Consider the following 22,361-nt stretch of genomic DNA (forward strand, 5'->3'; position numbering starts at 1 on the left):
GCCGGGAGCTGGCTGAAAGTCCGATTAGTCCGGCTCGTCGTACGCATACGTACGATTTATCGAGCGTCCCCGCCGACCGCACCACGGAGCCGTCAATGGCGAACGCGCGCCGCGTCGAGGCGATCGCCGCGGACGCGGCACCGCACGCGAAGGTCATCGTGCGCGACAGCGCGACCGAGTACCGCCTCGCCGCCTCGATGTGGACGGCCGGCGGCGACCGGGCCCCGCGGGTCGCCCGGGAAAGGCCGCCGGATCCGGCGGGGTGTCCCCACGCCCCCCGGCCGGCCCGGCCCCGGATGGAGTACGGCCCGGCGACGCCCGGACCGGGCCCGGTCCCCGGCCCGCGAGCTGCGCTACAGTCGCGGGTGGCACGAACTGACGCGAGGTGCCTCCCTGGGGAGGAGAATCGGGAAGCCGGTGTGATTCCGGCACGGGCCCGCCGCGGTGATCGGGGAGCTGCCGTCCATGCACACGCGTGCGGCCACTGGCCTTCGGGCTGGGAAGGCGGACGGTGAAGGCGTAGATCCGAGAGTCCGAAGACCGGCCTCGCTCTCATCCGCCACCCGCCGAGGTGGCATGACGCAGCGGGAGCCTGCCCTGTGAACACCGACATCTATCACGTCATCCACCGCCGCCGTGACGTACGGGCCCAGTTCAGCGGCGAGCCCGTCCCCGACGACGTCCTTGAGCGCGTGCTGGGCGCCGCACACGCGGCCCCCAGTGTGGGACTGTCCCAGCCGTGGGACTTCGTCCTGGTAAGGGACCGGGATACCCGTCAGGCCTTTCACGATCACGTCCAGCGGGAGCGGGCCGTCTTCGCGGCCTCCCTCACCGGGAGCGAGACGGAGCGGTTCGCCCGGATAAAGATCGACGGGGTGCTGGAGTCGAGCCTGTCGGTGGTCGTCACCTACGACGCCGGGCGGGGCGGCACCGCGGTCCTTGGCCGGCACGCCATCGCCGACGCCGGCCTGTACTCGGTCTGCCTGGCCATCCAGAACCTGTGGCTGGCCGCCACCGCCGAGAACATGGGGGTCGGCTGGGTGTCGTTCTACCGCGAACCGTTCGTACGCCGGCTGCTCGGCATCCCCGCCGAGATCCGCCCGGTGGCCTGGCTGTGCCTGGGGCCGGTCTTCCATGTCGAGGCGGTGCCCGACCTGGAGCGCCACGGGTGGCGCCGCCGCGTCGCGCTGCGCACCGCGGTTCATCACGAACGCTGGTGAGACGTCCGCCCCAGCCCGTTCCGCGGAGGGCATCCCGTACCGGCCACGGCGGCGTCGCCACCCCCGTGGCCGGGCCCGGCGACGTCACTGTCGGCGCGGATCCCAGCCGTGATCTCGAACGGCCCCGGAGTACCGGCGGAGAAGGGCCGGAGACTCTCGCGTCCGGATTACGGGATCGCCACGGTCACCGGCGAACCGGTCCCGGCGCACAGCAGGCGCACGGCGTCGACGGACGCCCTCAGGGCGACCAGCTCATGGTCGATGTCCAGCCCTCCGGAGGAGGCATAGGTCTCGGTGACGGCCGTGCCGAGCACCGCGAGCGCCGAGGCGGTGTGCTCCATGGCCTGGCGGACCTCCTCGTCCGCCGACTCGGCCGCCTCACGTACGGCCTTCTCCCCGTCGTAGGTATGAATCTGCAGGACTATCGGGATGAGGTCACTGGCGATGGTCTCGTCGAGGTCGTACAGCGCCCGCTCGTACTGTACACAGGCCGCTCTGTTGCGCGGGCTGACACCGGTGCCGGGAGTGATGGGCAAGGGCTCCTGCGAACCGGAACATCCCGCCATAAGGGCAGTAAATAAGGCAAGTGGAGTGATTCTCCGCAAGATAGCTCCTGGCTACGAGGAAGGGGCGGAGAGTAGACGCCGGCCACCGAGGACCGGTTGTCCGAACAGAGACACGGACCAGTCGCCATGGGGCGGAATTCTACGGCAACCGGAGTTCGAATGACTTTTTTCTCGTATCCTCGCGAGGATGTCGAGAATACAAGGGTCTGCTTCGACCTATACCTGAAAGCGCTGACAAGAGCGCATGAAGGTTGAGGAGTGCGAACATGAAGTACATGCTGCTGATGCAGTTCGGTCCGCAGAGCGGCCTCCCGCCGATCGACACCTGGCCCCCGCAGGACCTCAAGGCCCACATCGCGTTCATGCACGAGGCGAACGGCAGGCTCGTCGAGGCGGGGGAGTTCGTGGACGCGCAGGGGCTGGCCGATCCGGGACAGGCCAGGATCGTGCGGGCCGGTGACGGCGGCGCCCCCGTCATCACCGACGGCCCCTACCCCGAGACCAAGGAGTTCCTGGTCGGCTACTGGATCGTCGACTGCGAGAGCCCGGAGCGGGCGATCGACCTCGCCGCGTACGTCTCGGCCGCGCCCGGCCCCGGCGGCAGGCCGCTGAACATGCCGATCGAGGTGCGCCAGGTGATGTCGGGCCCACCCGAGGAGCTGTGACCGCTGAACACCCCGGCCGCCGACGACCTGCTGCGCGTACTGGCTCCGCAGGTCGTCGGCGTGCTCACCCGGCGTTTCGGAGACTTCGACGCCGCCGAGGACGCGGTTCAGGAGGCGCTGCTGGACGCCACGGCCCAGTGGCCCGAACAGGGCCTGCCCGACAATCCTCGGGGCCGGCTCATCCAGGTCGCCTCCCGCCGGATGGCCGAGCGGCTACGCGGTGAGCAGGCCCGCCGCCGCCGGGAGGAGCGGGCGGCCGCGCAGACACCCCCGGACCGGTGGACGGCGCCCCCCGCGGACGACCCGCACCGGACGGACCGGGACGAGCGGATGCGGCACCGGGCGGACACCCGCGGTCGGCTCTCACGACCGACGCCACATCCTCCCCGTCCCACCTCAGGCGCCGGGGCGATCAGTTCTTACGGCCGACGCCACCGGCCTGGCCGATGACCGGAACCTCGCCGAAGGCGCCCGCGTCCGGCCGCCACAGCGGGACCGAGACGACGCCGGGGTCGAGCAGCTCCAGGCCGTCGAAGAAACCGGCGACCTCGTCATGGGCGCGCAGGACATAGGGGATGGCACCGGACTCGTTGTAGGTCTGCTGAGCCTCGTCGTAGGCGCCGTCGTCGCCCCCGGGGGCGACTTCGACAGGGACGCTGATGCCGTCGTTGAGCGACAGGTAACTGCCGGGCGGCAGGCCGGCCAGCAGCCGGGCCACGATGGAGCGCGCCTCGGCGTAGTCGGCGATGTGGCCGGTGACACCGCTCAGGATGAGCGCGACCGGCCGGGTGAGGTCGAGCGCGGCGGCGGCATGGCGCAGGATCGCCCCGGGGTCGTGCAGGTCGGCGTCGACGTAGCTGGTGGCGCCTTCGGGACTGCTGGTGAGCAGGGCGCGGGCGTGCACGAGCACCAGCGGGTCGTTGTCGACGTAGACGACATGGGACTCGGGGGCGACGCGCTGCGCGATCTCGTGGGTGTTGTCGACGGTCGGCAGGCCGGTGCCGACGTCGAGGAACTGCCGGACCCGGGCCTCCCCCGCCAGGTGGCGGATGGTGCGGGCCAGAAACGCCCGGGAGTGACGGGCGATGTCGACGATGCCGGGGAAGACCGCGGCGTAGGCGTCACCGGCCTGCCGGTCCACGGGGTAGTTGTCCTTGCCGCCCAGCCAGTGATTCCAGATGCGCGCCGAGTGCGGCACAGAGGTGTCGATGTGGGGCGTGGCCTGACCGGGAGGGAACGAACCATCTGCCACAGGGGGAAACCTCTCCTTAATTCGGGCTCAGTCGTCATCTCACAACCTAGCCTTCCCTCCCCACGCCACCCCCCAATCGTGGATCTTGAACAGAACGACCGGCCAGACTCCCCCGCCCCAGGATCGGCCACAGGCGATCCGCACGACATCACGGGCCGCCCGTTCACCCGGCAGGGATCGCATTCCGATGACAACCAGCCGGAAAAAGAGCACCCCTAACCGTGAACGTCCAGGTCAGGGGTGCTTTTCGTGTGATCACGAGGGGTAGGGCGGGCGGGACTCGAACCCGCGACCCAGGGATTATGAGACACCGATACAAGTCCTGAGGATCACGCCCCCTAGCTGGGATAACACTTCCAGCGATACGCGCTCGACAGTCACTTCGGCACGTATTCGGCACGGCCGCATTCCGCCGGAGCTGCCACAACGCCTCGTGGCGACCACGAAGACCGACTTAACGAGGAGAGGTTCTCAGATCAGCGTATGTAGTAGATCACCTTGAGCGATGATGCATGCATGGCTGATGGGCGTCCAAGCTGGCTAAACCGCGAAGTACCAGGGCAAGATCAGGTGTTGCTTCCCCTGCTCGGGGAGATGTTGAAGTCCTACCGCACCGCGAACAGCCTGACACAGGCCGAGCTAGCCGAACGCCTTCTCATCGATCAGACGTATGTTTCGAAGATCGAGCGTGGAGCGCGGGTCATCAAGAACGTGGACTTTCTCTTGCGCGTCACCCAGCTGCTGGACATCTCGCCTGGCCAACTTGGTCTTGCGAACAGCCAGAGCACCGAGACGGACTCACCGGACAGTCCCGCGACGGCCAGCCAACGGCGGTGGCGTGAAGAACGCCGCTATCTCAACCAGCACCGCGCAAGCCTCGCCGCCGAGGCCGTGGCACTCTACCCCCGGCAGGTACGAGTGAGGGATGTGCCGCTGATCGCGGGTGAGGGATGGCTACCTCAGGAACCCGTACGTCTGGAAGAGATCGAACTCACCTGGATCGACGGCCCTCAGCGAGTCGCCGTAGACGGCACCGAACCCGAGGCATTCGCGGCCCGGCCTCTTCGTGTTCCCGGACGGGCGTACGACCGCTACACCTCGGCGATTCGCTACCTCGACCCGCCAACCCTCTTCGAGAACCGGCCGAGCTACCGACTGACGGATCTGAACTGGCATAACGGCAATGGTCAGATGTCGTTCGGTCTGGCCAACTACTTTGACAAGCTGGACATCTCCGAGGCCGTAGGACATGAACTCGCCGCCGCGAGAATGAAGAACCAGCATGTCACCTGGGCGGATCTGCCCTTCCGGACGTTACTCAGCGATCCATTCGGATTCCGTCGCCGGGCCGTCATTCCAGCGATCACAACGCTGACGTTGCGCCGCCGACGCACACATGGAACGGCCACGTTCATGCTCCACTGGCGCGATCCCGCCAAGGTGGCCACGGCCTCCGGTCTGTACGACGTGATCCCCGCCGGGGAGTTCCAGCCGTCCAGCATGGCGCCCTGGGACCTGTCGAACGACTTCGACCTGTGGCGCAACGTCGTGAGGGAACTGAGTGAGGAAGTGCTCGGAACGCCGGAGCACGACGGCAGCCGAAGCGCCCCAATCGAGTACGACGGTTGGCCGCTCTACCGGGACTTGGGCCGTGCTCTTCAGGAGAGGCGAGTCTCGATCTACTGCCTCGGCGTCGCCCTGGACGCGCTGACGCTGGCTGCGACTATCATGACCGTCCTGGTCATTGACGATGATGTATTTGACGACCTGCTGGCCGACATGGTCACAGCCAATGCGGAAGGCATCACGGTCTTCGGAGAAGCAGGCCAGCACGGCATCCCGTTCACCGAGCCCAACGTCAACCGCCTGCTCACCTCCGAGCCGATGGCCTCGCCGGGTGCCGGCTGTCTCGCCCTCGCCTGGAGATATCGAGGGCTTCTGCTGTCGCCATAGAGTGTCCTAGGCAATGCTGTCTCTTGCCCTGGGGGCGTCATGAGTGCGAACGAGCAGCCGAAGGGCCTCCACGCGACGTGGCAGCAGGCCCGCTACTACCTAAACGGTCACCGTCACGAACTCGCCCGCATCGCAGACCGGCTCTATCCCGAATACGAACGGGTAGGGTCGACGCGCCTGCTGACCCGTGATAACTGGCGGCTGAGCGAGCCACTTGCGTTCGATCAGGTCGCACTGAAGTGGAGCGATCGCGCCCCCGCACCGGTCGTGACCGGCGGGGAACCGGAAGTCCGATCGGCTCTCACTGAGGGCAGCGCCACCTATGCCGAAGCCATGGCAAAACACGGTAAACCGGGCCTGTTCGAGAATCGTCCGTGCTACCGGCTGCTCGACGTGGCGTGGCCGACGCTGAACTTCACCCGCGGCTCCTACTTCGACAGCGTCAACGTCGGAGAGGCGGCGGCTCACGAGCTGGCGACGGCCCATCTGCGGCGTGAGGACAGGCTTCCGTTCCGGTCTCTCATAGGGGACCCCACCAACCTGAGCGGGCGTGTCGTCCTTCCCGCCGTGTCGATGCTGACCCTGCGACGCGATAGCCATACCGGGGAGATGACGTTTGTCCTGCATTGGCGCGACCCCGCACGGGTCGCACATGGAGGTGGTCTCTACCAGGTCATGCCGGTGGGAGTCTTCCAGCCGATAGGTGATGCTCCGGCAGATGAGATCCGAGATTTCGATCTCTGGAAGGGCATCGTACGGGAGTACAGCGAGGAGTTCCTTGGGCGCTCAGAGATGTATGACGAGGCGTTCACCTACAATTCCTGGCCCTTCTATCGGCAGATGGAGCAGGCCCGCGCTGACAACCGGCTTCGATCCTTCGTACTCGGCCTGGGGATCGACCCGCTGACGTTCGCGGCCGACATCCTGGCAGTGACCGTCATCGAGGCAGAGACATTCGACGCACTCTTCAAGGAAGCCGTCGAGGACAACGAGGAGGGTCGGGTCATCGGGGTGGCCGGCATCTCCTTTCGGGCCGATCAGGTGACCCGGTATGTCCATGACGAGCCGATGCAGGCAGCTGGTGCGGCCGTACTAGAGCTGGCCTGGGAGCACCGGCACGCCCTCGTGTCATAGTCCAGGCCGCCGTATGACAGCGAGTCATATCCGCTGCACCGGTAGGCCAAACTGTCCCACTTCAAGGCCCTGACCGCGTGGAACTCTCGTCTTAGCAGAAAAGAACGACGCGAGAGACGAGGCAGGACATGAGATGGAGTGCCATCCCGCGGGCAACGGTCCGCTTCGGTCCGGGTGAGCCGACCTGGACAGGTGGACGTCTAACCGCGGCCGTCGCCTCGGGACTCGCTTCCGCCTTCCAGCGCGGCAACACGTTCAGTCAGTTCGCGAAGACGTCTCTCCATCTCAGCGAGGCGACCTACGACGCTGCCGCCCTCGCTCCCCATGGGCTCGTCATCACTTCGTACGAAGAGGGCACGCCCTTGCTGGGCCACTATGAGTCCTTCAATGCGAAGCTCCCGCAGGGCGTTCTGGACCGTCTGCGGAGAGATCCCGGCTTCTGCGGCCAGTTCGCGAATCGACGGCAGCCGCTGCCCCGGCTTGTACTGCTTCTCCACCCGAATCTTTCGCCGTAGCTGGTCAGCAAGCTGTAGGTACGGCGGGCGGGGGTCGTTGTCACTGATCGCCATCTGATCAGCGTACCCGTATCAGACAGAACTTCTATGGCACAGCCTGTTGCGTGCCAGCACAGTGCCAGCTATGTTGGCTCGTACCAGCACAGTTACTTGAGCTGGAAGAACCAAGAACTCCCCCTGCACAGCCGGAAGAACCGGGAAGGCGACTTCGTCGCGCGCCGACGGGCTGAGCATTCGCCATTTTTCAACTTAATTCGGGCCACCGCCTCCCACTGAAAAAGGCGGTCTGCGCAGGTCAACGAGCCTGCGCGCTGAACCTCACACCGGGGCGGCCCTCCATCGACCAAGACACAGGGCCGCCCCATGAGACTCCGGAAGGAGTACCGCCATCATGACCTACCTGTTGATCCCGGCCAAGGTGCGCCGGGACGGCTGTCACTGCTGCGGCGGTGGCGGGTGGATGACCTCCACCCAGATCTGCGGTGTCTGCGAGGGCACCGGCCAGTGCGGGGTGCACCGATGAGCCGTGAGCAGTGGCCGGCGGGAGCCAACACCACGCCCACCAAGCCGATCTACACCTGCCCCGGCTGCGGCGCGCAGTCGTCGGCCCCGATCACCCACACCCACACCCACGGCGGTGCGCGATGACCGCCCTTCCCGAGCGCATCACGAACTGGTACGACATCCCCGCCACCGTGCCGATCAGCACGATCCTGGAGCGTCACCTGGAGCTGCACATGCGGGTCACCATGGCCCGCGGCGCCTGCGACCCCACCGTGCACGGCAACCCCTGCCGAGAGCCGCTCACCCCTGCCGAGTGGGTCGAGTTGCTCGCGCTGGGCGAGTGCATCGCCCGCACGGTACGCCACCCCGCCGACGTCCACCATGCGCTGCAGGACGGGGTGAGCTGGTACCAGATCGCCGAAGCCGTCGGCCAGGGCGAGCAGGAAGCGCGGCAGGCGTACCGGGCGTGGGCCGACGGGCAGCGCAACCTGCACGAGCACTACGGCGACATCGGCATGCCGCCCGGGGAGCACGCCGAGGCGCTCATCCGGGCGGCCGACCTGACCGGCGGTGCCGAGTGACGCCCGCGACCGAGTCCGCCGATACCGACGCCGAGGAGATCGACTGATGACCGACGACCCCACCGAGTGCCGCGTGTGCGGCGCCCCCTACTACTCGCGACGGCTGTACTGCTCGACCTCCTGCGAGGAGGTCGGCCGCGAGGCCGACGAGTGCGCCGCCAAATGCCGGGTCGTCATCTCCCTGCTGGAGAAGCGCGCCCGCTGATGACCAAAACCTGCCCCACCTGCAAAGGCACCGGCCAGACCTGGGGGCTGACCTGCCGCACCTGTGACGGTGACGGCAACGTGCCCCGCTGACAAACCGGTCCCGGGCCGCGACTCGACCGCGGCCCGGGACTTTCAACTCCCCTGATCAGTACGAAGGAGCGCACCCATCATGACCCACGGGTCGATACCGAAGCCCACCCCGTTCCCGTTCTTCCTCCGGTCCGTTCACCCCTCGCGGGGCGCCCTGGGGGAGGGCGCCGAGTGTGTTTACGACCCCGAGTTGCACACCGGCCCCGCCGGTGCGGAGTCGCCCATGGAGCGGGCGGCCCGCCAGGAGGTGGCCCGCGAGGTCTGCTCGGCCTGCCCGGTGCTGCCGCGGTGCCTGGCCTACGCCCTGGCCGCCGCCCCCACCACGGGCGTGTGGGCGGCCTGGACCGCCCGGGAGCTCACCGCCTCCGCTCCCGGCGAGCTGGCGGAGGTGGCCTGATGAGCACTCCCCGGTACTTCAGCGTCATAGCGCCGGCGCCGTGGAACAAGTCCGGCAAGGCCCGTATCACGGTGCGTACCGGTGGCGCCTATGAGGTGTACCTGTGCGTGGGCAACGACCGCAGCGGTATGAGCGCCGATGAGGCGTGGGCGCTGTGGACGGCGCTGGGCAACGCCCTGCCGGCCGTCTTCGGCCCCGCCCCGGAGTGGGCGACCTCTCAGGCCACCACCGGCGGGGAGGGCTGAGGATGAGCCGTTTTCAGTGCGTCGACTGCGACCACGAGCACCACACGGCCGTCTCCTGCCCGCGCTGCCGGCAGTTGCGCGGTCAGGTGGAGGTCTGCCGCTCCCACGGCGCCCGGCCGCTGGCCCGCTGCGGCGCCTGCCGCACCCTGGCCCGGTCCCAGGCCGGCATCTGACCTCCAAGGACTCCTGACATGACCATTCACCTCAACTTTTGTCGCGGCCCGCACCGCGAAAAGAGCGCATGAGTAACGAGGAGCCGAACGTGAAGATCACGCAGAAGGCACAGCACGTGGTCACCGTCACCGGCCCTGTGACGATCCGGGGCACCGAGGTGATGAACGAGGCCGGTGAGGTGGTCGCCCGGGTCGGCATCACCTTGAGCGGCAAGGGCGGCAAGTCCATGAAGACCAGGAAGTAGGGGGATCGACATGGCTAAAGACGTCACCGGCCGGAAGGTCCAGCGTCTCCCCGGCGCGGACGGCCGCACCGTCCGCTTCCACGGCACCCGCGCCGAGGCCGAAGCCTACGTGCGGATGCTGGCCACCCACCCCGACCCCGACAACTGCGACGACGAACAGGAGGACCGATGACCATCACCACCCCGACCCCGGAGCCGATGCCCGAGGACGTTACGCGCGGTCTGGCCGCGCTGGAACGTCACCTCGCCGAGCAGGTTCCGGCCGTTGCGTCGGTGCGGCCGGTTGAGGCTGAGGGTCAGACCCGGCGTGTGCGGCGGTTACGCGCCGAGGTGGCCGAGGCCCATCTGCTGGCCGGTCTGCAAGACGACGACGCGCCGCTCATGCTGGACACCGCGAAGGTGCGTAAGCGCCGCAAGGCCGCCCGGGAGGCGGCCCGATTGCACGAGCTCGGTCAGGACCCGGCGATGCGTGCCTTCCAGGCCGCCCGCATGCGGCGCGTCCTGGTGGCCGCGGGCATGGTGTCGCTGACGTTGGCGCTGGCCTGGTCAACGGCCGGGGTTCAGGTCTTCGCCGCCGACCGCGCCCCGGCGTGGTCGCCGTCGTGGGTGTTCGCCTGGCTGGTCGAGCCGTTCATGTCCCTGGCTCTGCTGGTCGTGGTCGGCGCCCGCGCCTACCTCGCCACCCAGGGCGCCCCGATCACCTCCCGTTCCCTGGTGCGGATCGAGTGGCTGTTCCTGGCGCTGACGCTGGGCATGAACGCCTGGCCCTACCTGCCCAGCGTCGCCGAGACGTTCAGTCTGTCGCGGCTGGTGCTGCACATCCTGGGGCCGATCGTCGCCGTGGCCGTCGTGACCGCCCTGCCGATCATCCTGGCCGCGTTCACCCGCCTGGACCACGGCCACACGGGCAGGGAGGCCGGTAACCCCCTTACCGGCCCGGAGTACAGGCCAAACGCCGCCGTCGGCCACCCCAGCGATCCGCCGGACGGTAACCCCGCCACCGCCGTCTTGACCACGCACGTGCGGCATCTGATCACCGCCGGGGAACTGCCCGCCCGCCCCAGTGCCGCCGCGATCCGCCGGGAGCTGCGCTGCGGCATGGACATCGCCCGCGCCCTGCGCGATGCCCTCGCCCGGGGGGAGGCGGACCGATGACCAGGGAATCAACCATTCAGCAGCCCGCCGCCGGTCCGGCCGACGAAGAGGCCGGACCGCAGGCCGCCGGCACCGTTACCGGCGCCGCTGACGCCGCGCATCGCGCTGAGCCGTCCGTCCCGGCGGACAACAGGCCAGAGCAGGAGCGGGAGCGGGGGTTTCCGGCCGGGCAGCTGGCCGCCGGTGGGCTGTCGGTGGCTGCCGCGCTGCTAGCCGGCTTGTATCAGGTGGCCGGGGCGTGGGGGGTGGCCGCCGCCGGTGCCACCGCCGGGGGCGGGGCGTTCGCCTACCTCCGCAGGCGTCGCCGGGGCCGCGCGGGCGGTCCGCTCGGTTCCGGCGGGCCGTCCGGGGGGCGGCGCACCGGCCGGACCGGCGCGTCCTCCTCCGGCGGCGCCCGCCGGACCGGTGGGGGGCTGCTGGGGCGTGTCGGCCGGTCCGGCCAGTCCGGCGGGCGGTCCGGTGGCCGTCTGGCGGGCGGTGCGCAGCGTGGGGGCCGCGCGCGGTCCGGCCGCTCCGGCGGCTCGCCCGCCGGAGCGGCCCGGACGGGCGGGCTGCTGGGCAGGGCGGGCCGATCGAACCGATCGAAGCGGGCCGGGCGCAGCGGCGCCGCAGGCACCGGGACGCCTGGGTCCGGGCGTGGGCAGCGTCGCAGCGGACGGGGCCGCACCAGGCACGGCGGGCACGGTGTTCGGCGGGTGGCCGGTGGCGCCGTCCGCGCCACCCGCCGGGGCGCTCGCCAGATCGGGGGCGCGGTGGCCGCGACCGGGCGAGGCGTGCGGCGCGCCGGAGCATGGGCCGACCGGGCGACCGGGCAGCGCGCCAGCCGTGCGTTCGACGCCACCGGCCGGGGCGTGCGCCGGGCAGGCCGCACCGCCGGACGCGCCGCACGCCGGACCGTTGGGCGGACAGGCCGCGCCGCCCGCCGGGGTGTGCGCCGGGCGGGGGTGTGGGCTGATCGGCGCACCGGCCGCCGTGTCAGCACCGCGTGGGCCGCCGCCCGCACCGGCCGAGGGTTTCGGGCCGCGCGCCGGGCCGCGCTGGCCGCGCGGTCCGGGGCGCGCCGGTGGGATGCGGAGATGACCGCCGGTCTGGTGGCGCTGGTGGCCTGGCTGACCGCCCGGTGGCGCCGCACCCCCACGACCGCATCCGGCACGACCACCGAAACCACCGGGACCGCCGAAACCGCCGGGACCGCCCCGGCCGACGGCGACCCGGCCATCACCACACGCATCGAATGTCCCCGCTGCGGCGCCACACACAAGATCCATATTCCCGCCGAGGAAGACGACACCTGGATCACCTGCGGGTGCGGCCTGAAGATCTGCGCCTTCCGCAAACCGGTCGACCCGCCCGACGACTGGGACAAGACCGAGGCCACGGCATCGACCAGCTCCGCCCAGCACCACCACCCCTCCACCGCGCCAACCACCACTTCCAGTTCCAGGAGGACCCGCACCATGAGCACCTTCCCGCTGGCCACCGTGGCCGCCGAGATGAACGCCGCCGCCGCCAGCCACGCCCCCGCCGACATGTGGGTCGTCGCCCGGGAGCTGGACCAGCTCACCGAGGTGCCCGCCTACGTCGCGCTGGCCATCCGCACCTACACCACCCGCCTGCAGGGCGAATACCCGATCGACCCGGCGGTGGTCGAGGCGATCCACCGCCTCTATCAGGCCCAGGCCCAGCTGGTGAGCGTGGCCGAGGAGATCGGGCCGCTGTTTCGCCGGGTGCACGCCGACGACCTCAAGCGCGAGGAGGCCCCCCGAACCGGCGAGCCCCTGTGGAACGTCTGACGCCGACCGGGTAACCGGCTGACCCGCACCACCCACTGAAAGGAGATGCCCGGTGGGCACCACCACGACCCGCACCCCGCGCCCCGACTGGTCGTTGAAACCACGCGGCACGGCCAGCGCGACCGCCCAAGGCGCGCTCGCCCTGGCCGCGCTGGCCGCGGCCGGTGACCTGACCGCCCTGAACCCCCTGTGGGGCGGGGCCGCCACTGTCGCCGGCGCGCTGGGCACGATCGTGGCCGGCGCCCACCACAACCATGGCCCCGCCGCGCTGCTGTATCGGCTGGGCTGCTGGCTGAGCGCCGGAACATGGTGGACCTACACCCTGGCTACCACCCCGTGGAACCTCAACACCTTCGCCGCCCTCGGGGTGGGCGCCTTGACCGCCGGGCTGCTGGCCCCGCTGGGACGCAGCACTCCCCGCAACGGCCAGCGGCCCGGCACCGCCCTGGTACTACGGCACGCCAGCCGTATCGGCGCCGAATGGGAGGCCCGCGTCCAACGGGTATGCCGCATCCGGGTCACCGTGACGGAGGTGACCATGTGGGCTACCCGGACCGGCTACGACGTCCACCTGGACCTGCCCGGAGCAGGTTCCACCCTGACCCAGATCTCCGGCGCCGCCGACGCGCTGGCCACCGACGCTCGCCTTCCCGAGGGCTGCGGGGTGGAGGTCGGCCCCGGCCTGCACCGCGCCGCCGTCGTGCTGCGGGTCTCCACCGTCAACCGGCTGGAGGAGGAAATCCCGTACCCGGTGCTGACCGTCGGCGCGAGCATCATGGACGCGGTCGAGATCGGCGAGTACCGCAACGGCGACGTCGTCCAGGTGCCGCTACGCCAAGCGTCGGTGCTGGCCATCGGCCAGACCGGATCGGGTAAGACGATCCTGCTCAACGTGCTCACCGCAGGGGTGGGCCGCTGCCGGGATGCGCTGGTGTGGCACATCGACCTCAACGGCGGGTCCCTGTCACAGATGTGGCTGGCCCCCTGGCTGGACGGGCGCACCGACCGCCCGGCCGTCGACTGGGCCGCCTCCACCCCCGGCGAAGCGCTTCAGATGGCCGAGGCCGCGCTGTGCATCGCCAAGGACCGCAAAACCAGCGCCCGTAAACTCAAGATCGCCGCCGATGCCACGCTCATGCCGGTCTCCCCCGACCTGCCCGAGATCGTCATCTTCCTGGACGAAGGCGCCGAGGCCGTCTCACCCGGTGACCGGTCGGTGCGTGAGCTGCGCGATGCGCTGGAGGAAATCCAGCGCATCGGCCGCGACTCGGCGGTGCGGATCGTCGCCTCCTCCCTGCGATCGACCTCCGACGTGTTACCGCCCATGATCAAAAAGATGTCGCACGTGCGGATCGCCATGTACGTGCAAGACCAGTCCGAGCTGGGGCTGATGTATGAGCACAACCGGGCGGTCAACGTCGCCGACCTCCCCGGCCCGGGCTGCGGGTTCGTCCAGATCGGCCAGGCCACCCCGCGCCCGTTCAAGGGCCGGTACATGCTGCCCTCCACCGTCATCACCGCCGCCGTGCAGATCGCTGCCGCACGGCCCGACCTGGACCCACGCGCCCAGCGGCTCGCCGGACGCGCCTACGCCGAACGCTACGACCGTATGCGTCAGGCGTTCACCGACCACGACACCGACGACACCACCGCAGGCTACGAGCTGGCCATTCCTGCTACGCCGGTGGCGCCGGCGCGGCGCCTCACCGTGCTGCCCGGCGGGCACGGCGCGGATTCCTGGGCCGACCCGTTCACCCTCGCCCGCCGCCCCGGCCCCGGCCCGGCGCCGACGTCGGCCGCCGACTGGCCCGCCCCGCACCCCCGCATGCTGCACGCCGAACAGATCCGTCCCCTAACCGCGACGACCTCGCCAATCTCCGTCACGCCGGCCGCCCCCACCCCTGGATGGCCGCTGCCGGAGATACTCCGCCGCGCCCTGCAAGCCTTCACCGACACCGGCGACGACCGCATGCACAGCGCCACCCTCGCCGAAACCCTCGGCACCACCCCCACCGAACTGGCCCCCCTGCTACGCGCTCTGGGCATCGCCCCCCTGGACAACGCCTTCAGCCGCGACGGCGTCACCCGCCGGGGCTACGCCCGTGACGACCTGATCGCGGCTGCGCAGCGTATCCACCGCCGCGAGATCGACGTCCCCGAGGAGGTGTCCCGGTGGCCCGCCGCATGAGGTGTGGGACCCCCACGTGGGACCCCCACACCCCCACACCCCCCACGTGGGACCCCCACACCCGCCACCAGCAGCGAAAACACCCCCACTGTGGGGGTGTGGGGGTCCCGTGAACCCCCCGGTTCCCCACCTCTGACGGCCCCCTCCCCCCTCTCCCGTCCACTCCCACGTGGGGGTCCCACACCCCCCGCCCCACCCCCCTGCGCACCCCTGCCGCTTCTTCACTCACAGTGACCAAAACTGTTTAGGTCACTTTCCCCGCCACCTCTGCAATCGCCGAAGGCTGTGATTCGCCATGCTAAAAATCGCCTGCCTCCTCCTGCTTGCCCTGCCCCTGCTCGCCGCCGGGGCCGCCCTGATCGGCTACCACCATCTGCTGACCCGCCGCCCCTACACCACCTGCCGCCCCTGCCGCGGTACCGGCTACCGCCGTAGCCGCCTGTTCGCCCACTCGGCCGGTTACTGCCCCGACTGCACCGGCACCGGCATACGGCCCCGCCTCGGCCAACAGGTCCACCTCTACACCCGGCGCCCGCACTCCGGCGACACCCGATGAGCGCGCCCACCCCGCCCGACGCGGAAGCCGCGACGTGATCGGCCGCACCTACCTCGAACGGGGTGAACCGGTCGTGGTGCTCATCCGCTGGAACGGCCCTGGCCCCCGCAACGTCCTGATCCAACGCGCCGACGGCTCGAAGGTCGTGCGCCCGTTCCGTGGCCTGCGCCGCCCCAAGGAGGAGACACCGATGCCATCCGTCAACCCGCCGACGAACGCCAAGCGCCGCGACCTCCAGGCCCAGGTCATCACCCGTGACGGTGGCGCCTGCCAGTGCCGGACCGGCACTCCCACCGCCTGCGGACGGCCCCACACCTGCGGCGCGGGCCGCTGCCTGACCCGCCACACCCCGGCCGCACCGCTGCACGTCGTCGCGCGCGACGACATCCGCCCCGAGTCGGCCGCCGCACTCCCACCCGGCGACCTCATAGCCCTGTGCGACAGCTGCCACAGAGCTTTGCTGACCCGACGCCGCAAGACCCGCAACCGGACCGTGCCCGTCCCCGACGCCCTGTTCTAAAGGTCCAAAGGAGGTTCCACATGAGCCCGCATCCGACCCTGCGCTATGCCCTGGCCGCCGCCGCCCGCGGCTGGCACGTCTTCCCCGTCTCCATCGGAGACAAGCCCCCCGTCAAGGGTTTCACCGACTGGGAGGCCAACGCCACCACCGACCCTGCCACCATCCGGCGGTGGTGGGCGCGGGCGCCCTGGAACGTTGGCATCGCCTGCGGCCCCTCCGGCCTGGTCGTGATCGACCTGGACACCCCCAAGAACACGAAGGAGGGGCTTCGCCCCCCGCCCCCCTGGGACCTGCCGGGGGTCACCGACGGCGCCGACGTGCTGGCCGCCGCGTCAGGACACCCCGGTGAAACCGGGATCAAGGAGGGTGTCGATGACGGCTCCACCGTCTCCGTAGACGAGGGTGTCGCTGTCCCAATGAAGCTGGACATCGTCCAGACCGCGAGAGCGGATCAGATTGTCGTAGTTCTTCAGCGCAATGCGGGTCTCTTCAGTCATGAGCCCGACGTTAACCACGTCCCTCAGTCTTTGGAAGGGACAACCGCGTGATGGCTACCGATCTCGCTATCTCCCTGCTGGCCGGTGCCCTGCATCACGTTGCTCAAGGCCGGAAAATCTTTCCGTGCGTCCCCGGAGCTAAGTGGCCTTTGGGCAGGTTGGTCCCCAACGGCTTTCACGGGGCGAGCGACGATTCTGAGTTGGTCTCCCGCTGGTGGAAGCACTGCCCAACCGCCAACGTCGCCATCCCCACAGGTCAAGGCAGCTTCGACGTCCTAGACATCGATCTCAAACCCGCCGGAAGCGGCTACGTCGCCTTCAACCGGCTCAAAGCCGCGGGCATCCTGCCGCCCCCGCTGGCCATCATCGCCACCCCCTCGGGCGGGATGCACTGTTACTACCCCGGCACCGCCCAGGCCTGCGGTTCGCTGCGCAGTCACTTCCTGGACTTCAAAGCCACCGGCGGCTACGTCCTGACCCCGCCAAGTGTGGTCGACGGCACGGCCTACCGTCTCACCGCGGCGCCCGCCAACACGGGAGACCAACTCAACTGGGGGGCGGTCTGTCAGTTCCTCAACCCACCCCGGCCCCGCGCCGCGATCCCCGCGCCGCACACCCGGCCGACGATCGGCACGGGCATTCCTGGTCTGGCCGCCTGGCTGGCCACCCAGGCCAAGGGCAACCGCAACCGCGGCCTGTTTTGGGCTTGTTGCCGCGCGGTCGAAAACGGCGCCACCGAACTCGATCTGGAGGAGCTGGTCACCGTGATCGTCGGCCAGGGCCTGGGCGAGCGCGAAGCCCGCCGCACCGCCTCCGACGCCCTGCGCACCGCCAGGAGAAGCGCATGACACCCACCACCACGACCCACACCGGAGCCGATCTCATGCCTGAACCCATCACCCGCGGCGCGCTGCTGCTTGACGCCCTGCTGGCCGCCCTGACCCGCTACGTGATCCTGCCGACCCCCGAGGCCGCGGATGCGGTGGTGTTGTGGATCGCGGCCAGTCACGCTCAGCCCGCGTGGGCGCACGCGCCCCGGCTGGTGATCCGCGCCCCGGAAAAGCGGTGCGGCAAGTCCCGGCTGCTGGACGTGGTCGAGGCCACCTGCCACAACCCGTTCATCACCGTCAACTCGTCCAGCGCGGCGGTCTACCGGTCGATCAGCGAGGACCCGCCCACGATGTTGGTCGATGAGGCCGACACCATCTTCGGTCCGAAGGCGGACGGGAACGAGGATCTGCGCGGGCTGCTGAACGCCGGTCACCAGCGCAACCGCCCGGCCAAGCGCTACGACGCCAACGCCAACCGGGTGGAGTCCATCCCCACCTTCGCCATGGCCGCCCTGGCGGGGATCGGCGCGATGCCCGACACCATCGAAGACCGCGCCGTCGTGGTCCGCATGCGCCGCCGCGGCCCGGGGGAATCGGTGGCCCCGTACCGGCACCGCCGGGATCGGCCCGCGCTGCGCCGGCTGGCCGAAGACCTGTCGGCCTGGCTGCGCGCCGACCTGCCCGTCCTGGAGCAGGCCGAACCGCCCATGCCGGTGGAAGACCGCGCCGCCGACACCTGGGAACCCCTGGTCGCCGTCGCCGACCACGCCGGGGGCCACTGGCCCGAACGCGCCCGCGCCGCAGTACTCGCACTCACCACCGAAGCCGACGACAACGGCGAAACCTCGAACCGGGTCCGCCTGCTGGCCGACTGCCGCACCGCGTTCAGCGCCGACCCCGCCCTACCCACCGCCGTCCTTTTGGAGCGGCTTAAGGCCGACTCCGAAGCGCCGTGGGCCGACTACGGGCCGACCGGGCTGAGCGCGATGAAGCTCGGCGTGATCCTGCGCGAGTACGACATTCGGTCGGCCAACATCCGCTTCCTGGACGGCACCCAGGCCAAGGGCTACCAGCGCGCCGACTTCCTCGACGCCTGGGCACGCTACTGCCCGCTGCCGAGTCCCCCGGATACCCCGAAGAACAGCGAGATCCCCCTGTTCGAGGGGGGTAGCCGTCCCAGCCGTCCCAGCCTCGTCATCGCAGGTCAGAGCGGGACGGCTTCCGTCCGTGGGACGGCTTAGCCGTCCCAGCGACTCAGGTTGTTTTCCGTCTTTGGGACGGCTAAGCCGTCCCACCGCAGCAAGCCGTCCCAGCCTGACCAGCACAAATGAGGCTGGGACGGCTGGGACGGCTACCCCTCCCTAAACCGCTTCGACCTACTGCGGACCCGTCAGGAGACCCCCGTGCCCAAGGGCGAAAAGCTCACTATCGCCGACATCTGCGAAGACCTCGACATCAGCCGATCCACCTTCTACGACTGGCGGCAGAAGGGCCGCGCGCCCAAGTGCATGAAGCTCCCCAACGGAGACCTTCGCGTCCGCCGTGCCGACTATGACCGCTGGCTGGCCAGCCTGGAGGACGCCTCCAGATGAAGGACATCACCTACGACGTCCGCGTCTACAAAACCGAGATCTACAACGGCGCCAAAGTCACCACCTACACCGTCCGGTGGAAGACAGCGGGCAAGCCTTGGAAGCGACCGTTTCGGAAAGCGGCTCAGGCTGACACCTTCCGCGGCGAGTTGCAGGCCGCCGCACGCAAGGGTGAAGCGTTCAGTCTGGCCACCGGTGAGCCTGTCTCGTGGAGCCGTGCCGATCGGCCCGAGATGAGTTGGTACGGCTTCGCCATCGCTTACGTGGACATGAAGTGGAAGCGTGCCTCTGCCGGCTACCGGCGAGACATCGCGCGGGCGTTGACGGCAGCAACACCGGCCATGCTCGTTTCCAGCCGTGGCAAGCCGTCCGACAAGGAGATTCGGAAGGCGCTCATCCGATGGGCCTTCAATTCAAAAGATAGGAATTCCGCTGACGACCGCGCCCTTGATTGGCTGAAGCGCAACACCTGTGCGGTTTCAACGCTGGAAGACCCCGCGACCGTGCGCGGGGTGCTGGATAGCGCGACGTCCAAGCTTGACGGCAAGCCCGCTGCGGCGAGCACCGCGCGCCGGAATCGGGCGATTCTCTTCAATGCCCTGGACTACGCCGTTGAGCTGAAGTTGCTCGGTTCCAATCCGATCCAGGGGCTGAAGTGGCAGGCGCCGAAGAGTTCGCATGAGGTCAACCGGGACTGCGTCGTCAACCCTACTCAGGCCCGGCGCCTTCTGGCCGCCGTGGCTGCACAGAGGCGGAGCGGCCCGAGGCTGGTGGCCTTTTTCGCGGTCCTGTACTTCGCGGGCCTGCGCCCTGAGGAGGCTATGGATCTCCGTACGGCGAATGTGATCCTGCCCGCCCTGGTCTGGAACGAGGAGACCGACCAGTGGGAGGAGCCGCCGAACGCCTGGGGGGAGCTGCGGTTCCGCACCGCGGCGCCCGACGTCGGCAAGGAGTGGACCGACGAGGGAACCCAGCGAGAGGAACGCCAGCTCAAGCACCGTGCCGAAGGTGAGAGCCGTTCCGTTCCCTGTGCTCCCGAGTTGGTTGGCCTTCTCCGCGCCCACCTGGCCACCTTCCCACCCGATAAGGACCGGCGGTTGTTCACCGGGGTCAACGGTGGCGACCTGCCGACCATCACCTACCGGCGCGCGTGGGACAAGGCCCGGACGGTGGTGCTGAGCGAGGCCGAGTACGCCTCCCCGCTTGGCAAGCGGATCTACGATCTACGGCACGCCTGCCTGTCCACCTGGCTCAATGCCGGGGTGCCTCCTACCCAGGTCGCCGCGTGGGCAGGGCACAGTGTGGACGTGCTGTTGAAGATCTACGCCAAGTGCATCGTGGGCCAGGACGAGACGGCCAAACGCAGGATCGCCGACGCTCTCGGCGAGGGCTGATGATCTCCCCGAAACTTCGGCACGTATTCGGCACAGCCAACCGTAAACAACCGGCGATAGCCGTGGACAGCCGGACATGACGAAAGCGCCCCCGACCGCGAACACGCAGGTCGGGGGCGCTTTTCGTGTGATCACAAGGGGTAGGGCGGGCGGGACTCGAACCCGCGACCCAGGGATTATGAGTCCCCTGCTCTAACCGGCTGAGCTACCGCCCCTCGCGCACGCCGTACTGCCGCATTCAACCAAACGTCGGCCCCGTTCGCACATCCGCCGAGCGGTACGGGTTCAAGATGTGACCTTGGACGGGGAAATCGGGGGGTGCCGGGACTCGCTACCCTACGGGGGGACGTTGTCGAGGGGGTTGGCGAATGCGGGTTGTCGAGGCTTTCCGTGAGACGTTCGACGCGGAGCCGCGGGGGGTGTGGCACGCTCCGGGGCGGGTGAACCTGATCGGGGAACACACCGACTACAACGACGGGTTCGTGCTTCCGTTCGCGGTGCCGTGGGGGGTCACCGCCGCGGTCTCACCGCGCGCGGACGGCGTTGTCAGGCTGTGGTCGCTCCAGGCGGGCACGCCGCTGACCGTCGAGACCCTCGACGAGGCCGAGGGGTGGGCGCGGTATGCCGTCGGCGTGTTCTGGGCGCTGCGCGAGGCCGGGCATCCGGTCGGGGGCGCGGACCTGGTGATCGACGGGGACGTGCCGCGGGGGGCGGGGTTGTCGTCGAGCGCGGCGCTGGAGGTCGCCGTCGGGACGGCGCTCAACGAGCTGTACGGCCTGGGCCTGGCCAAGATGGAGGTCGCGCTGGTGGCGCAGCGGGCCGAGAACGACTTCGTGGGCATGCCGTGCGGGATCATGGATCAGGCCGCCTCGGCGCTCGGGGAGCAGGGGAAGGCGCTGTTCCTGGACTGCCGGAGCCTGGCGGGCAGGACGATCCCGCTGGACCTCGCCGCGCACGGCCTCCAACTACTGATCATCAACACCGGCGTCCACCACGAGCTCGCCGACGGGCGGTACGCCCGCCGCCGCCAGGACTGTGAGAACGCCGCCAAGCGCCTGGGGGTGGACGCGCTGCGCGACGTCACCGACCTGGCGGGCGCGCTCGGCCGGCTCAGCGGCGACGAACGCAGGCGCACCCAGCACGTGGTCACCGAGAACCACCGGGTCGAGGCGGTGATCGGGCTGCTGCGGGCCGGAGCGGTGCGGGAGATCGGCGCCCTGCTGAACGCCTCCCACCTGTCGCTGCGGGACCAGTTCGAGGTCTCCTGCCCGGAGCTGGACGTGGCGGTGGAGGCGTCGATCCGGGGCGGGGCCAGAGGCGCGCGGATGACCGGCGGCGGGTTCGGCGGGTCGGCCGTCGCGCTGGTCGCCGACGACCGGGTGAAGACCGTACGGGATGCGGTGACACGTGCCTACGCCGAGCGCGGCTGGGCGGCGCCCGGGATCCACCCCGCCACCCCGGCCGCCGGAGCCCGCCGCCTGGCCTGACCGAGGCGCGGGCGGGCTGTCGCCGTGGGGGGCGTCACGTCCTGGTGGGGCAGGCCGTCGGGTCTTTCCCTCGGACGGCTCGGATTAAAGTCGGGGGATGCCCCCTCAGAGCGTGCACGTGGTCTACCGCAAGTACGACGGCTCCCTGCACTGGAACCATCCCGCCCTGCTCCTGGGCGAGGACGAGCACGGTGTGTGGACCGGCTGCCCGGCGGGCACCCGGGGCAGCAGGGGTGACGAGCCGCCGGTCACCTGGACTCAACCGTTCGTCATGCTCTTTCCCCGCGACACCTGGTGGACGGCCACCTTCAACGCCGCGCCGCACAAGTTTGAGATCTACTGCGACGTCTCGACCGTGCCCCGGTGGAACGACGGCCGGGTGACCATGGTCGATCTCGATCTCGACGTGATCCGGGTGCGCGAGGACGGCCGGGTGTTCCTGGACGACGAGGACGAGTTCGAGGAGCACCGGACCCGTTACTCCTACCCTCCCGGGGTGGTCGAGGGCGCCCGCGCCGCGGCCGCCACGCTGCTGGAGGCCGTCACCACCCGCACCGCCCCCTTCGACTCCGTCCCCCGCTGGCTCTCCCGCGTCATCTGAC

Annotated in this window: 29 protein-coding genes, 1 tRNA gene and 1 riboswitch; of the genes, 26 read left to right on the plus strand and 4 right to left on the minus strand. The window is 69.7% G+C overall.

Annotated features, from left to right (window positions below; genetic code table 11):
- Positions 1-366 precede the first annotated feature (366 nt).
- Positions 367-564: riboswitch (cobalamin riboswitch) on the plus strand.
- Between the two features lie 35 nt (positions 565-599).
- Positions 600-1,220 carry a 5,6-dimethylbenzimidazole synthase gene (bluB, locus tag ABZ194_RS06060; RefSeq protein WP_355592851.1) on the plus strand — a complete coding sequence of 207 codons (621 nt, stop codon included), beginning with the start codon at positions 600-602 and terminating at the stop codon, positions 1,218-1,220.
- A 167-nt stretch (positions 1,221-1,387) separates the two neighbouring features.
- Here bluB and ABZ194_RS06065 read toward each other — a convergent pair whose 3' ends face one another.
- Positions 1,388-1,756, minus strand: a complete 369-nt coding sequence (locus ABZ194_RS06065; RefSeq protein WP_355592854.1) for a hypothetical protein — start codon at positions 1,754-1,756, stop codon at positions 1,388-1,390.
- A 296-nt stretch (positions 1,757-2,052) separates the two neighbouring features.
- Between ABZ194_RS06065 and ABZ194_RS06070 the strand changes: the two genes are divergently transcribed.
- Together ABZ194_RS06070 and ABZ194_RS06075 are read left to right on the plus strand one after the other, a co-directional pair.
- Entirely contained in the window at positions 2,053-2,451 is a 399-nt protein-coding gene (locus ABZ194_RS06070) for a YciI family protein (protein WP_355592856.1), read from the plus strand.
- A 39-nt stretch (positions 2,452-2,490) separates the two neighbouring features.
- Positions 2,491-2,901, plus strand: a complete 411-nt coding sequence (locus tag ABZ194_RS06075) for a sigma factor (RefSeq protein WP_355593149.1) — start codon at positions 2,491-2,493, stop codon at positions 2,899-2,901.
- Here ABZ194_RS06075 and ABZ194_RS06080 read toward each other — a convergent pair.
- A complete protein-coding gene (locus ABZ194_RS06080) occupies positions 2,864-3,703 on the minus strand; it encodes an SAM-dependent methyltransferase (RefSeq protein WP_355592858.1) in 840 nt (279 codons plus the stop codon). The two genes, ABZ194_RS06075 and ABZ194_RS06080, sit on opposite strands and share 38 nt — an antisense overlap.
- A 516-nt stretch (positions 3,704-4,219) precedes the next feature.
- On the opposite strand from ABZ194_RS06080, the gene ABZ194_RS06085 reads away from it, so the two are divergent.
- Positions 4,220-5,656: a helix-turn-helix domain-containing protein gene (locus ABZ194_RS06085; protein ID WP_355592860.1), complete on the plus strand. Its 1,437-nt coding sequence runs from the start codon at positions 4,220-4,222 to the stop codon at positions 5,654-5,656.
- A gap of 39 nt (positions 5,657-5,695) precedes the next feature.
- Positions 5,696-6,790: a hypothetical protein gene (locus ABZ194_RS06090; protein WP_355592862.1), complete on the plus strand. Its 1,095-nt coding sequence runs from the start codon at positions 5,696-5,698 to the stop codon at positions 6,788-6,790.
- Positions 6,791-6,990: 200 nt separating this feature from the next.
- Here the strand turns inward: ABZ194_RS06090 and ABZ194_RS06095 are convergent, their stop codons facing one another.
- On the minus strand, positions 6,991-7,359 hold the full coding sequence (locus ABZ194_RS06095) for a GntR family transcriptional regulator (RefSeq protein WP_355592864.1): 369 nt from the start codon (positions 7,357-7,359) through the stop codon (positions 6,991-6,993).
- Between the two features lie 337 nt (positions 7,360-7,696).
- Here ABZ194_RS06095 and ABZ194_RS06100 point away from each other — a divergent pair, with 337 nt between their 5' ends.
- The 19 genes from ABZ194_RS06100 (at position 7,697) to ABZ194_RS06190 (ending at position 20,272) form a co-directional block, all read left to right on the plus strand.
- Positions 7,697-7,828, plus strand: a complete 132-nt coding sequence (locus ABZ194_RS06100; RefSeq protein ID WP_355592866.1) for a hypothetical protein — start codon at positions 7,697-7,699, stop codon at positions 7,826-7,828.
- Positions 7,825-7,953, plus strand: coding sequence for a hypothetical protein (locus tag ABZ194_RS06105; RefSeq protein WP_355592868.1), 129 nt, complete (start codon positions 7,825-7,827; stop codon positions 7,951-7,953). Before ABZ194_RS06100 ends, ABZ194_RS06105 begins: the two co-directional genes overlap by 4 nt.
- Complete coding sequence (locus ABZ194_RS06110; RefSeq protein ID WP_355592870.1) at positions 7,950-8,390, plus strand: hypothetical protein; 441 nt, start codon at positions 7,950-7,952, stop codon at positions 8,388-8,390. Before ABZ194_RS06105 ends, ABZ194_RS06110 begins: the two co-directional genes overlap by 4 nt.
- Positions 8,391-8,436: 46 nt before the next feature.
- Positions 8,437-8,595: a hypothetical protein gene (locus tag ABZ194_RS06115; protein ID WP_355592871.1), complete on the plus strand. Its 159-nt coding sequence runs from the start codon at positions 8,437-8,439 to the stop codon at positions 8,593-8,595.
- A gap of 171 nt (positions 8,596-8,766) precedes the next feature.
- Complete coding sequence (locus ABZ194_RS06120; protein ID WP_355592872.1) at positions 8,767-9,084, plus strand: WhiB family transcriptional regulator; 318 nt, start codon at positions 8,767-8,769, stop codon at positions 9,082-9,084.
- Positions 9,084-9,329: a hypothetical protein gene (locus ABZ194_RS06125; protein ID WP_355592874.1), complete on the plus strand. Its 246-nt coding sequence runs from the start codon at positions 9,084-9,086 to the stop codon at positions 9,327-9,329. Before ABZ194_RS06120 ends, ABZ194_RS06125 begins: the two co-directional genes overlap by 1 nt.
- Before the next feature lie 2 nt (positions 9,330-9,331).
- Positions 9,332-9,502, plus strand: a complete 171-nt coding sequence (locus ABZ194_RS06130) for a hypothetical protein (protein WP_355592876.1) — start codon at positions 9,332-9,334, stop codon at positions 9,500-9,502.
- Positions 9,503-9,591: 89 nt separating this feature from the next.
- On the plus strand, positions 9,592-9,747 hold the full coding sequence (locus ABZ194_RS06135; protein WP_355592878.1) for a hypothetical protein: 156 nt from the start codon (positions 9,592-9,594) through the stop codon (positions 9,745-9,747).
- A gap of 10 nt (positions 9,748-9,757) precedes the next feature.
- Positions 9,758-9,919 carry a hypothetical protein gene (locus ABZ194_RS06140; protein ID WP_355592880.1) on the plus strand — a complete coding sequence of 54 codons (162 nt, stop codon included), beginning with the start codon at positions 9,758-9,760 and terminating at the stop codon, positions 9,917-9,919.
- A complete protein-coding gene (locus tag ABZ194_RS06145; RefSeq protein ID WP_355592881.1) occupies positions 9,916-10,902 on the plus strand; it encodes a hypothetical protein in 987 nt (328 codons plus the stop codon). Before ABZ194_RS06140 ends, ABZ194_RS06145 begins: the two co-directional genes overlap by 4 nt.
- Complete coding sequence (locus tag ABZ194_RS06150; RefSeq protein ID WP_355592883.1) at positions 10,899-12,695, plus strand: hypothetical protein; 1,797 nt, start codon at positions 10,899-10,901, stop codon at positions 12,693-12,695. Before ABZ194_RS06145 ends, ABZ194_RS06150 begins: the two co-directional genes overlap by 4 nt.
- A 52-nt stretch (positions 12,696-12,747) precedes the next feature.
- Positions 12,748-14,883 (plus strand): hypothetical protein, encoded by a 2,136-nt coding sequence (locus tag ABZ194_RS06155; RefSeq protein WP_355592885.1) that lies wholly within the window; start codon positions 12,748-12,750, stop codon positions 14,881-14,883.
- A 295-nt stretch (positions 14,884-15,178) separates the two neighbouring features.
- On the plus strand, positions 15,179-15,439 hold the full coding sequence (locus tag ABZ194_RS06160) for a hypothetical protein (RefSeq protein ID WP_355592887.1): 261 nt from the start codon (positions 15,179-15,181) through the stop codon (positions 15,437-15,439).
- A gap of 34 nt (positions 15,440-15,473) precedes the next feature.
- Positions 15,474-15,959, plus strand: a complete 486-nt coding sequence (locus tag ABZ194_RS06165) for a hypothetical protein (RefSeq protein WP_355592889.1) — start codon at positions 15,474-15,476, stop codon at positions 15,957-15,959.
- 20 nt (positions 15,960-15,979) lie between these two features.
- Positions 15,980-16,507, plus strand: a complete 528-nt coding sequence (locus ABZ194_RS06170) for a bifunctional DNA primase/polymerase (RefSeq protein ID WP_355592891.1) — start codon at positions 15,980-15,982, stop codon at positions 16,505-16,507.
- Positions 16,507-17,304 (plus strand): bifunctional DNA primase/polymerase, encoded by a 798-nt coding sequence (locus tag ABZ194_RS06175; RefSeq protein WP_355592893.1) that lies wholly within the window; start codon positions 16,507-16,509, stop codon positions 17,302-17,304. Before ABZ194_RS06170 ends, ABZ194_RS06175 begins: the two co-directional genes overlap by 1 nt.
- A complete protein-coding gene (locus ABZ194_RS06180; protein ID WP_355592895.1) occupies positions 17,301-18,527 on the plus strand; it encodes a DUF3631 domain-containing protein in 1,227 nt (408 codons plus the stop codon). The genes ABZ194_RS06175 and ABZ194_RS06180 overlap by 4 nt, the downstream gene beginning before the upstream one ends.
- 162 nt (positions 18,528-18,689) lie before the next feature.
- On the plus strand, positions 18,690-18,878 hold the full coding sequence (locus tag ABZ194_RS06185) for a helix-turn-helix domain-containing protein (protein ID WP_355592897.1): 189 nt from the start codon (positions 18,690-18,692) through the stop codon (positions 18,876-18,878).
- Complete coding sequence (locus ABZ194_RS06190; RefSeq protein WP_355592899.1) at positions 18,875-20,272, plus strand: integrase; 1,398 nt, start codon at positions 18,875-18,877, stop codon at positions 20,270-20,272. Before ABZ194_RS06185 ends, ABZ194_RS06190 begins: the two co-directional genes overlap by 4 nt.
- A gap of 141 nt (positions 20,273-20,413) precedes the next feature.
- On the opposite strand, the gene ABZ194_RS06195 is transcribed toward ABZ194_RS06190, so the two are convergent.
- A tRNA-Ile gene (locus tag ABZ194_RS06195) sits at positions 20,414-20,487 on the minus strand.
- Positions 20,488-20,640: 153 nt separating this feature from the next.
- Between ABZ194_RS06195 and galK the strand changes: the two genes are divergently transcribed.
- Both galK and ABZ194_RS06205 read left to right on the plus strand, forming a co-directional pair.
- Positions 20,641-21,759, plus strand: a complete 1,119-nt coding sequence (gene galK, locus ABZ194_RS06200) for a galactokinase (protein ID WP_355592901.1) — start codon at positions 20,641-20,643, stop codon at positions 21,757-21,759.
- Positions 21,760-21,856: 97 nt separating this feature from the next.
- The gene (locus tag ABZ194_RS06205) at positions 21,857-22,360 is read left to right on the plus strand and encodes a DUF402 domain-containing protein (protein ID WP_355592903.1); all 504 of its coding nucleotides are present in this window, start codon (positions 21,857-21,859) and stop codon (positions 22,358-22,360) included.
- Position 22,361: the final 1 nt, after the last annotated feature.

This window comes from Streptosporangium sp. NPDC006007 (genome assembly GCF_040614315.1).
In the GTDB taxonomy this organism is placed as follows: Bacteria; Actinomycetota; Actinomycetes; order Streptosporangiales; family Streptosporangiaceae; genus Streptosporangium.

Coding starts and splice junctions, on each gene's coding strand:
- ABZ194_RS06070 (WP_355592856.1), top strand. CDS start 2,053: ATGAAGTACATGCTGCTGATGCAGTTCGGTCCGCAGAGCGGCCTCCCG.
- ABZ194_RS06085 (WP_355592860.1), top strand. CDS start 4,220: ATGGCTGATGGGCGTCCAAGCTGGCTAAACCGCGAAGTACCAGGGCAA.
- ABZ194_RS06090 (WP_355592862.1), top strand. CDS start 5,696: ATGAGTGCGAACGAGCAGCCGAAGGGCCTCCACGCGACGTGGCAGCAG.
- ABZ194_RS06095 (WP_355592864.1), bottom strand. CDS start 7,359: ATGGCGATCAGTGACAACGACCCCCGCCCGCCGTACCTACAGCTTGCT.
- ABZ194_RS06100 (WP_355592866.1), top strand. CDS start 7,697: ATGACCTACCTGTTGATCCCGGCCAAGGTGCGCCGGGACGGCTGTCAC.
- ABZ194_RS06105 (WP_355592868.1), top strand. CDS start 7,825: ATGAGCCGTGAGCAGTGGCCGGCGGGAGCCAACACCACGCCCACCAAG.
- ABZ194_RS06110 (WP_355592870.1), top strand. CDS start 7,950: ATGACCGCCCTTCCCGAGCGCATCACGAACTGGTACGACATCCCCGCC.
- ABZ194_RS06115 (WP_355592871.1), top strand. CDS start 8,437: ATGACCGACGACCCCACCGAGTGCCGCGTGTGCGGCGCCCCCTACTAC.
- ABZ194_RS06120 (WP_355592872.1), top strand. CDS start 8,767: ATGACCCACGGGTCGATACCGAAGCCCACCCCGTTCCCGTTCTTCCTC.
- ABZ194_RS06125 (WP_355592874.1), top strand. CDS start 9,084: ATGAGCACTCCCCGGTACTTCAGCGTCATAGCGCCGGCGCCGTGGAAC.
- ABZ194_RS06130 (WP_355592876.1), top strand. CDS start 9,332: ATGAGCCGTTTTCAGTGCGTCGACTGCGACCACGAGCACCACACGGCC.
- ABZ194_RS06140 (WP_355592880.1), top strand. CDS start 9,758: ATGGCTAAAGACGTCACCGGCCGGAAGGTCCAGCGTCTCCCCGGCGCG.
- ABZ194_RS06145 (WP_355592881.1), top strand. CDS start 9,916: ATGACCATCACCACCCCGACCCCGGAGCCGATGCCCGAGGACGTTACG.
- ABZ194_RS06150 (WP_355592883.1), top strand. CDS start 10,899: ATGACCAGGGAATCAACCATTCAGCAGCCCGCCGCCGGTCCGGCCGAC.
- ABZ194_RS06160 (WP_355592887.1), top strand. CDS start 15,179: ATGCTAAAAATCGCCTGCCTCCTCCTGCTTGCCCTGCCCCTGCTCGCC.
- ABZ194_RS06170 (WP_355592891.1), top strand. CDS start 15,980: ATGAGCCCGCATCCGACCCTGCGCTATGCCCTGGCCGCCGCCGCCCGC.
- ABZ194_RS06175 (WP_355592893.1), top strand. CDS start 16,507: ATGGCTACCGATCTCGCTATCTCCCTGCTGGCCGGTGCCCTGCATCAC.
- ABZ194_RS06180 (WP_355592895.1), top strand. CDS start 17,301: ATGACACCCACCACCACGACCCACACCGGAGCCGATCTCATGCCTGAA.
- ABZ194_RS06190 (WP_355592899.1), top strand. CDS start 18,875: ATGAAGGACATCACCTACGACGTCCGCGTCTACAAAACCGAGATCTAC.
- galK (WP_355592901.1), top strand. CDS start 20,641: ATGCGGGTTGTCGAGGCTTTCCGTGAGACGTTCGACGCGGAGCCGCGG.
- ABZ194_RS06205 (WP_355592903.1), top strand. CDS start 21,857: ATGCCCCCTCAGAGCGTGCACGTGGTCTACCGCAAGTACGACGGCTCC.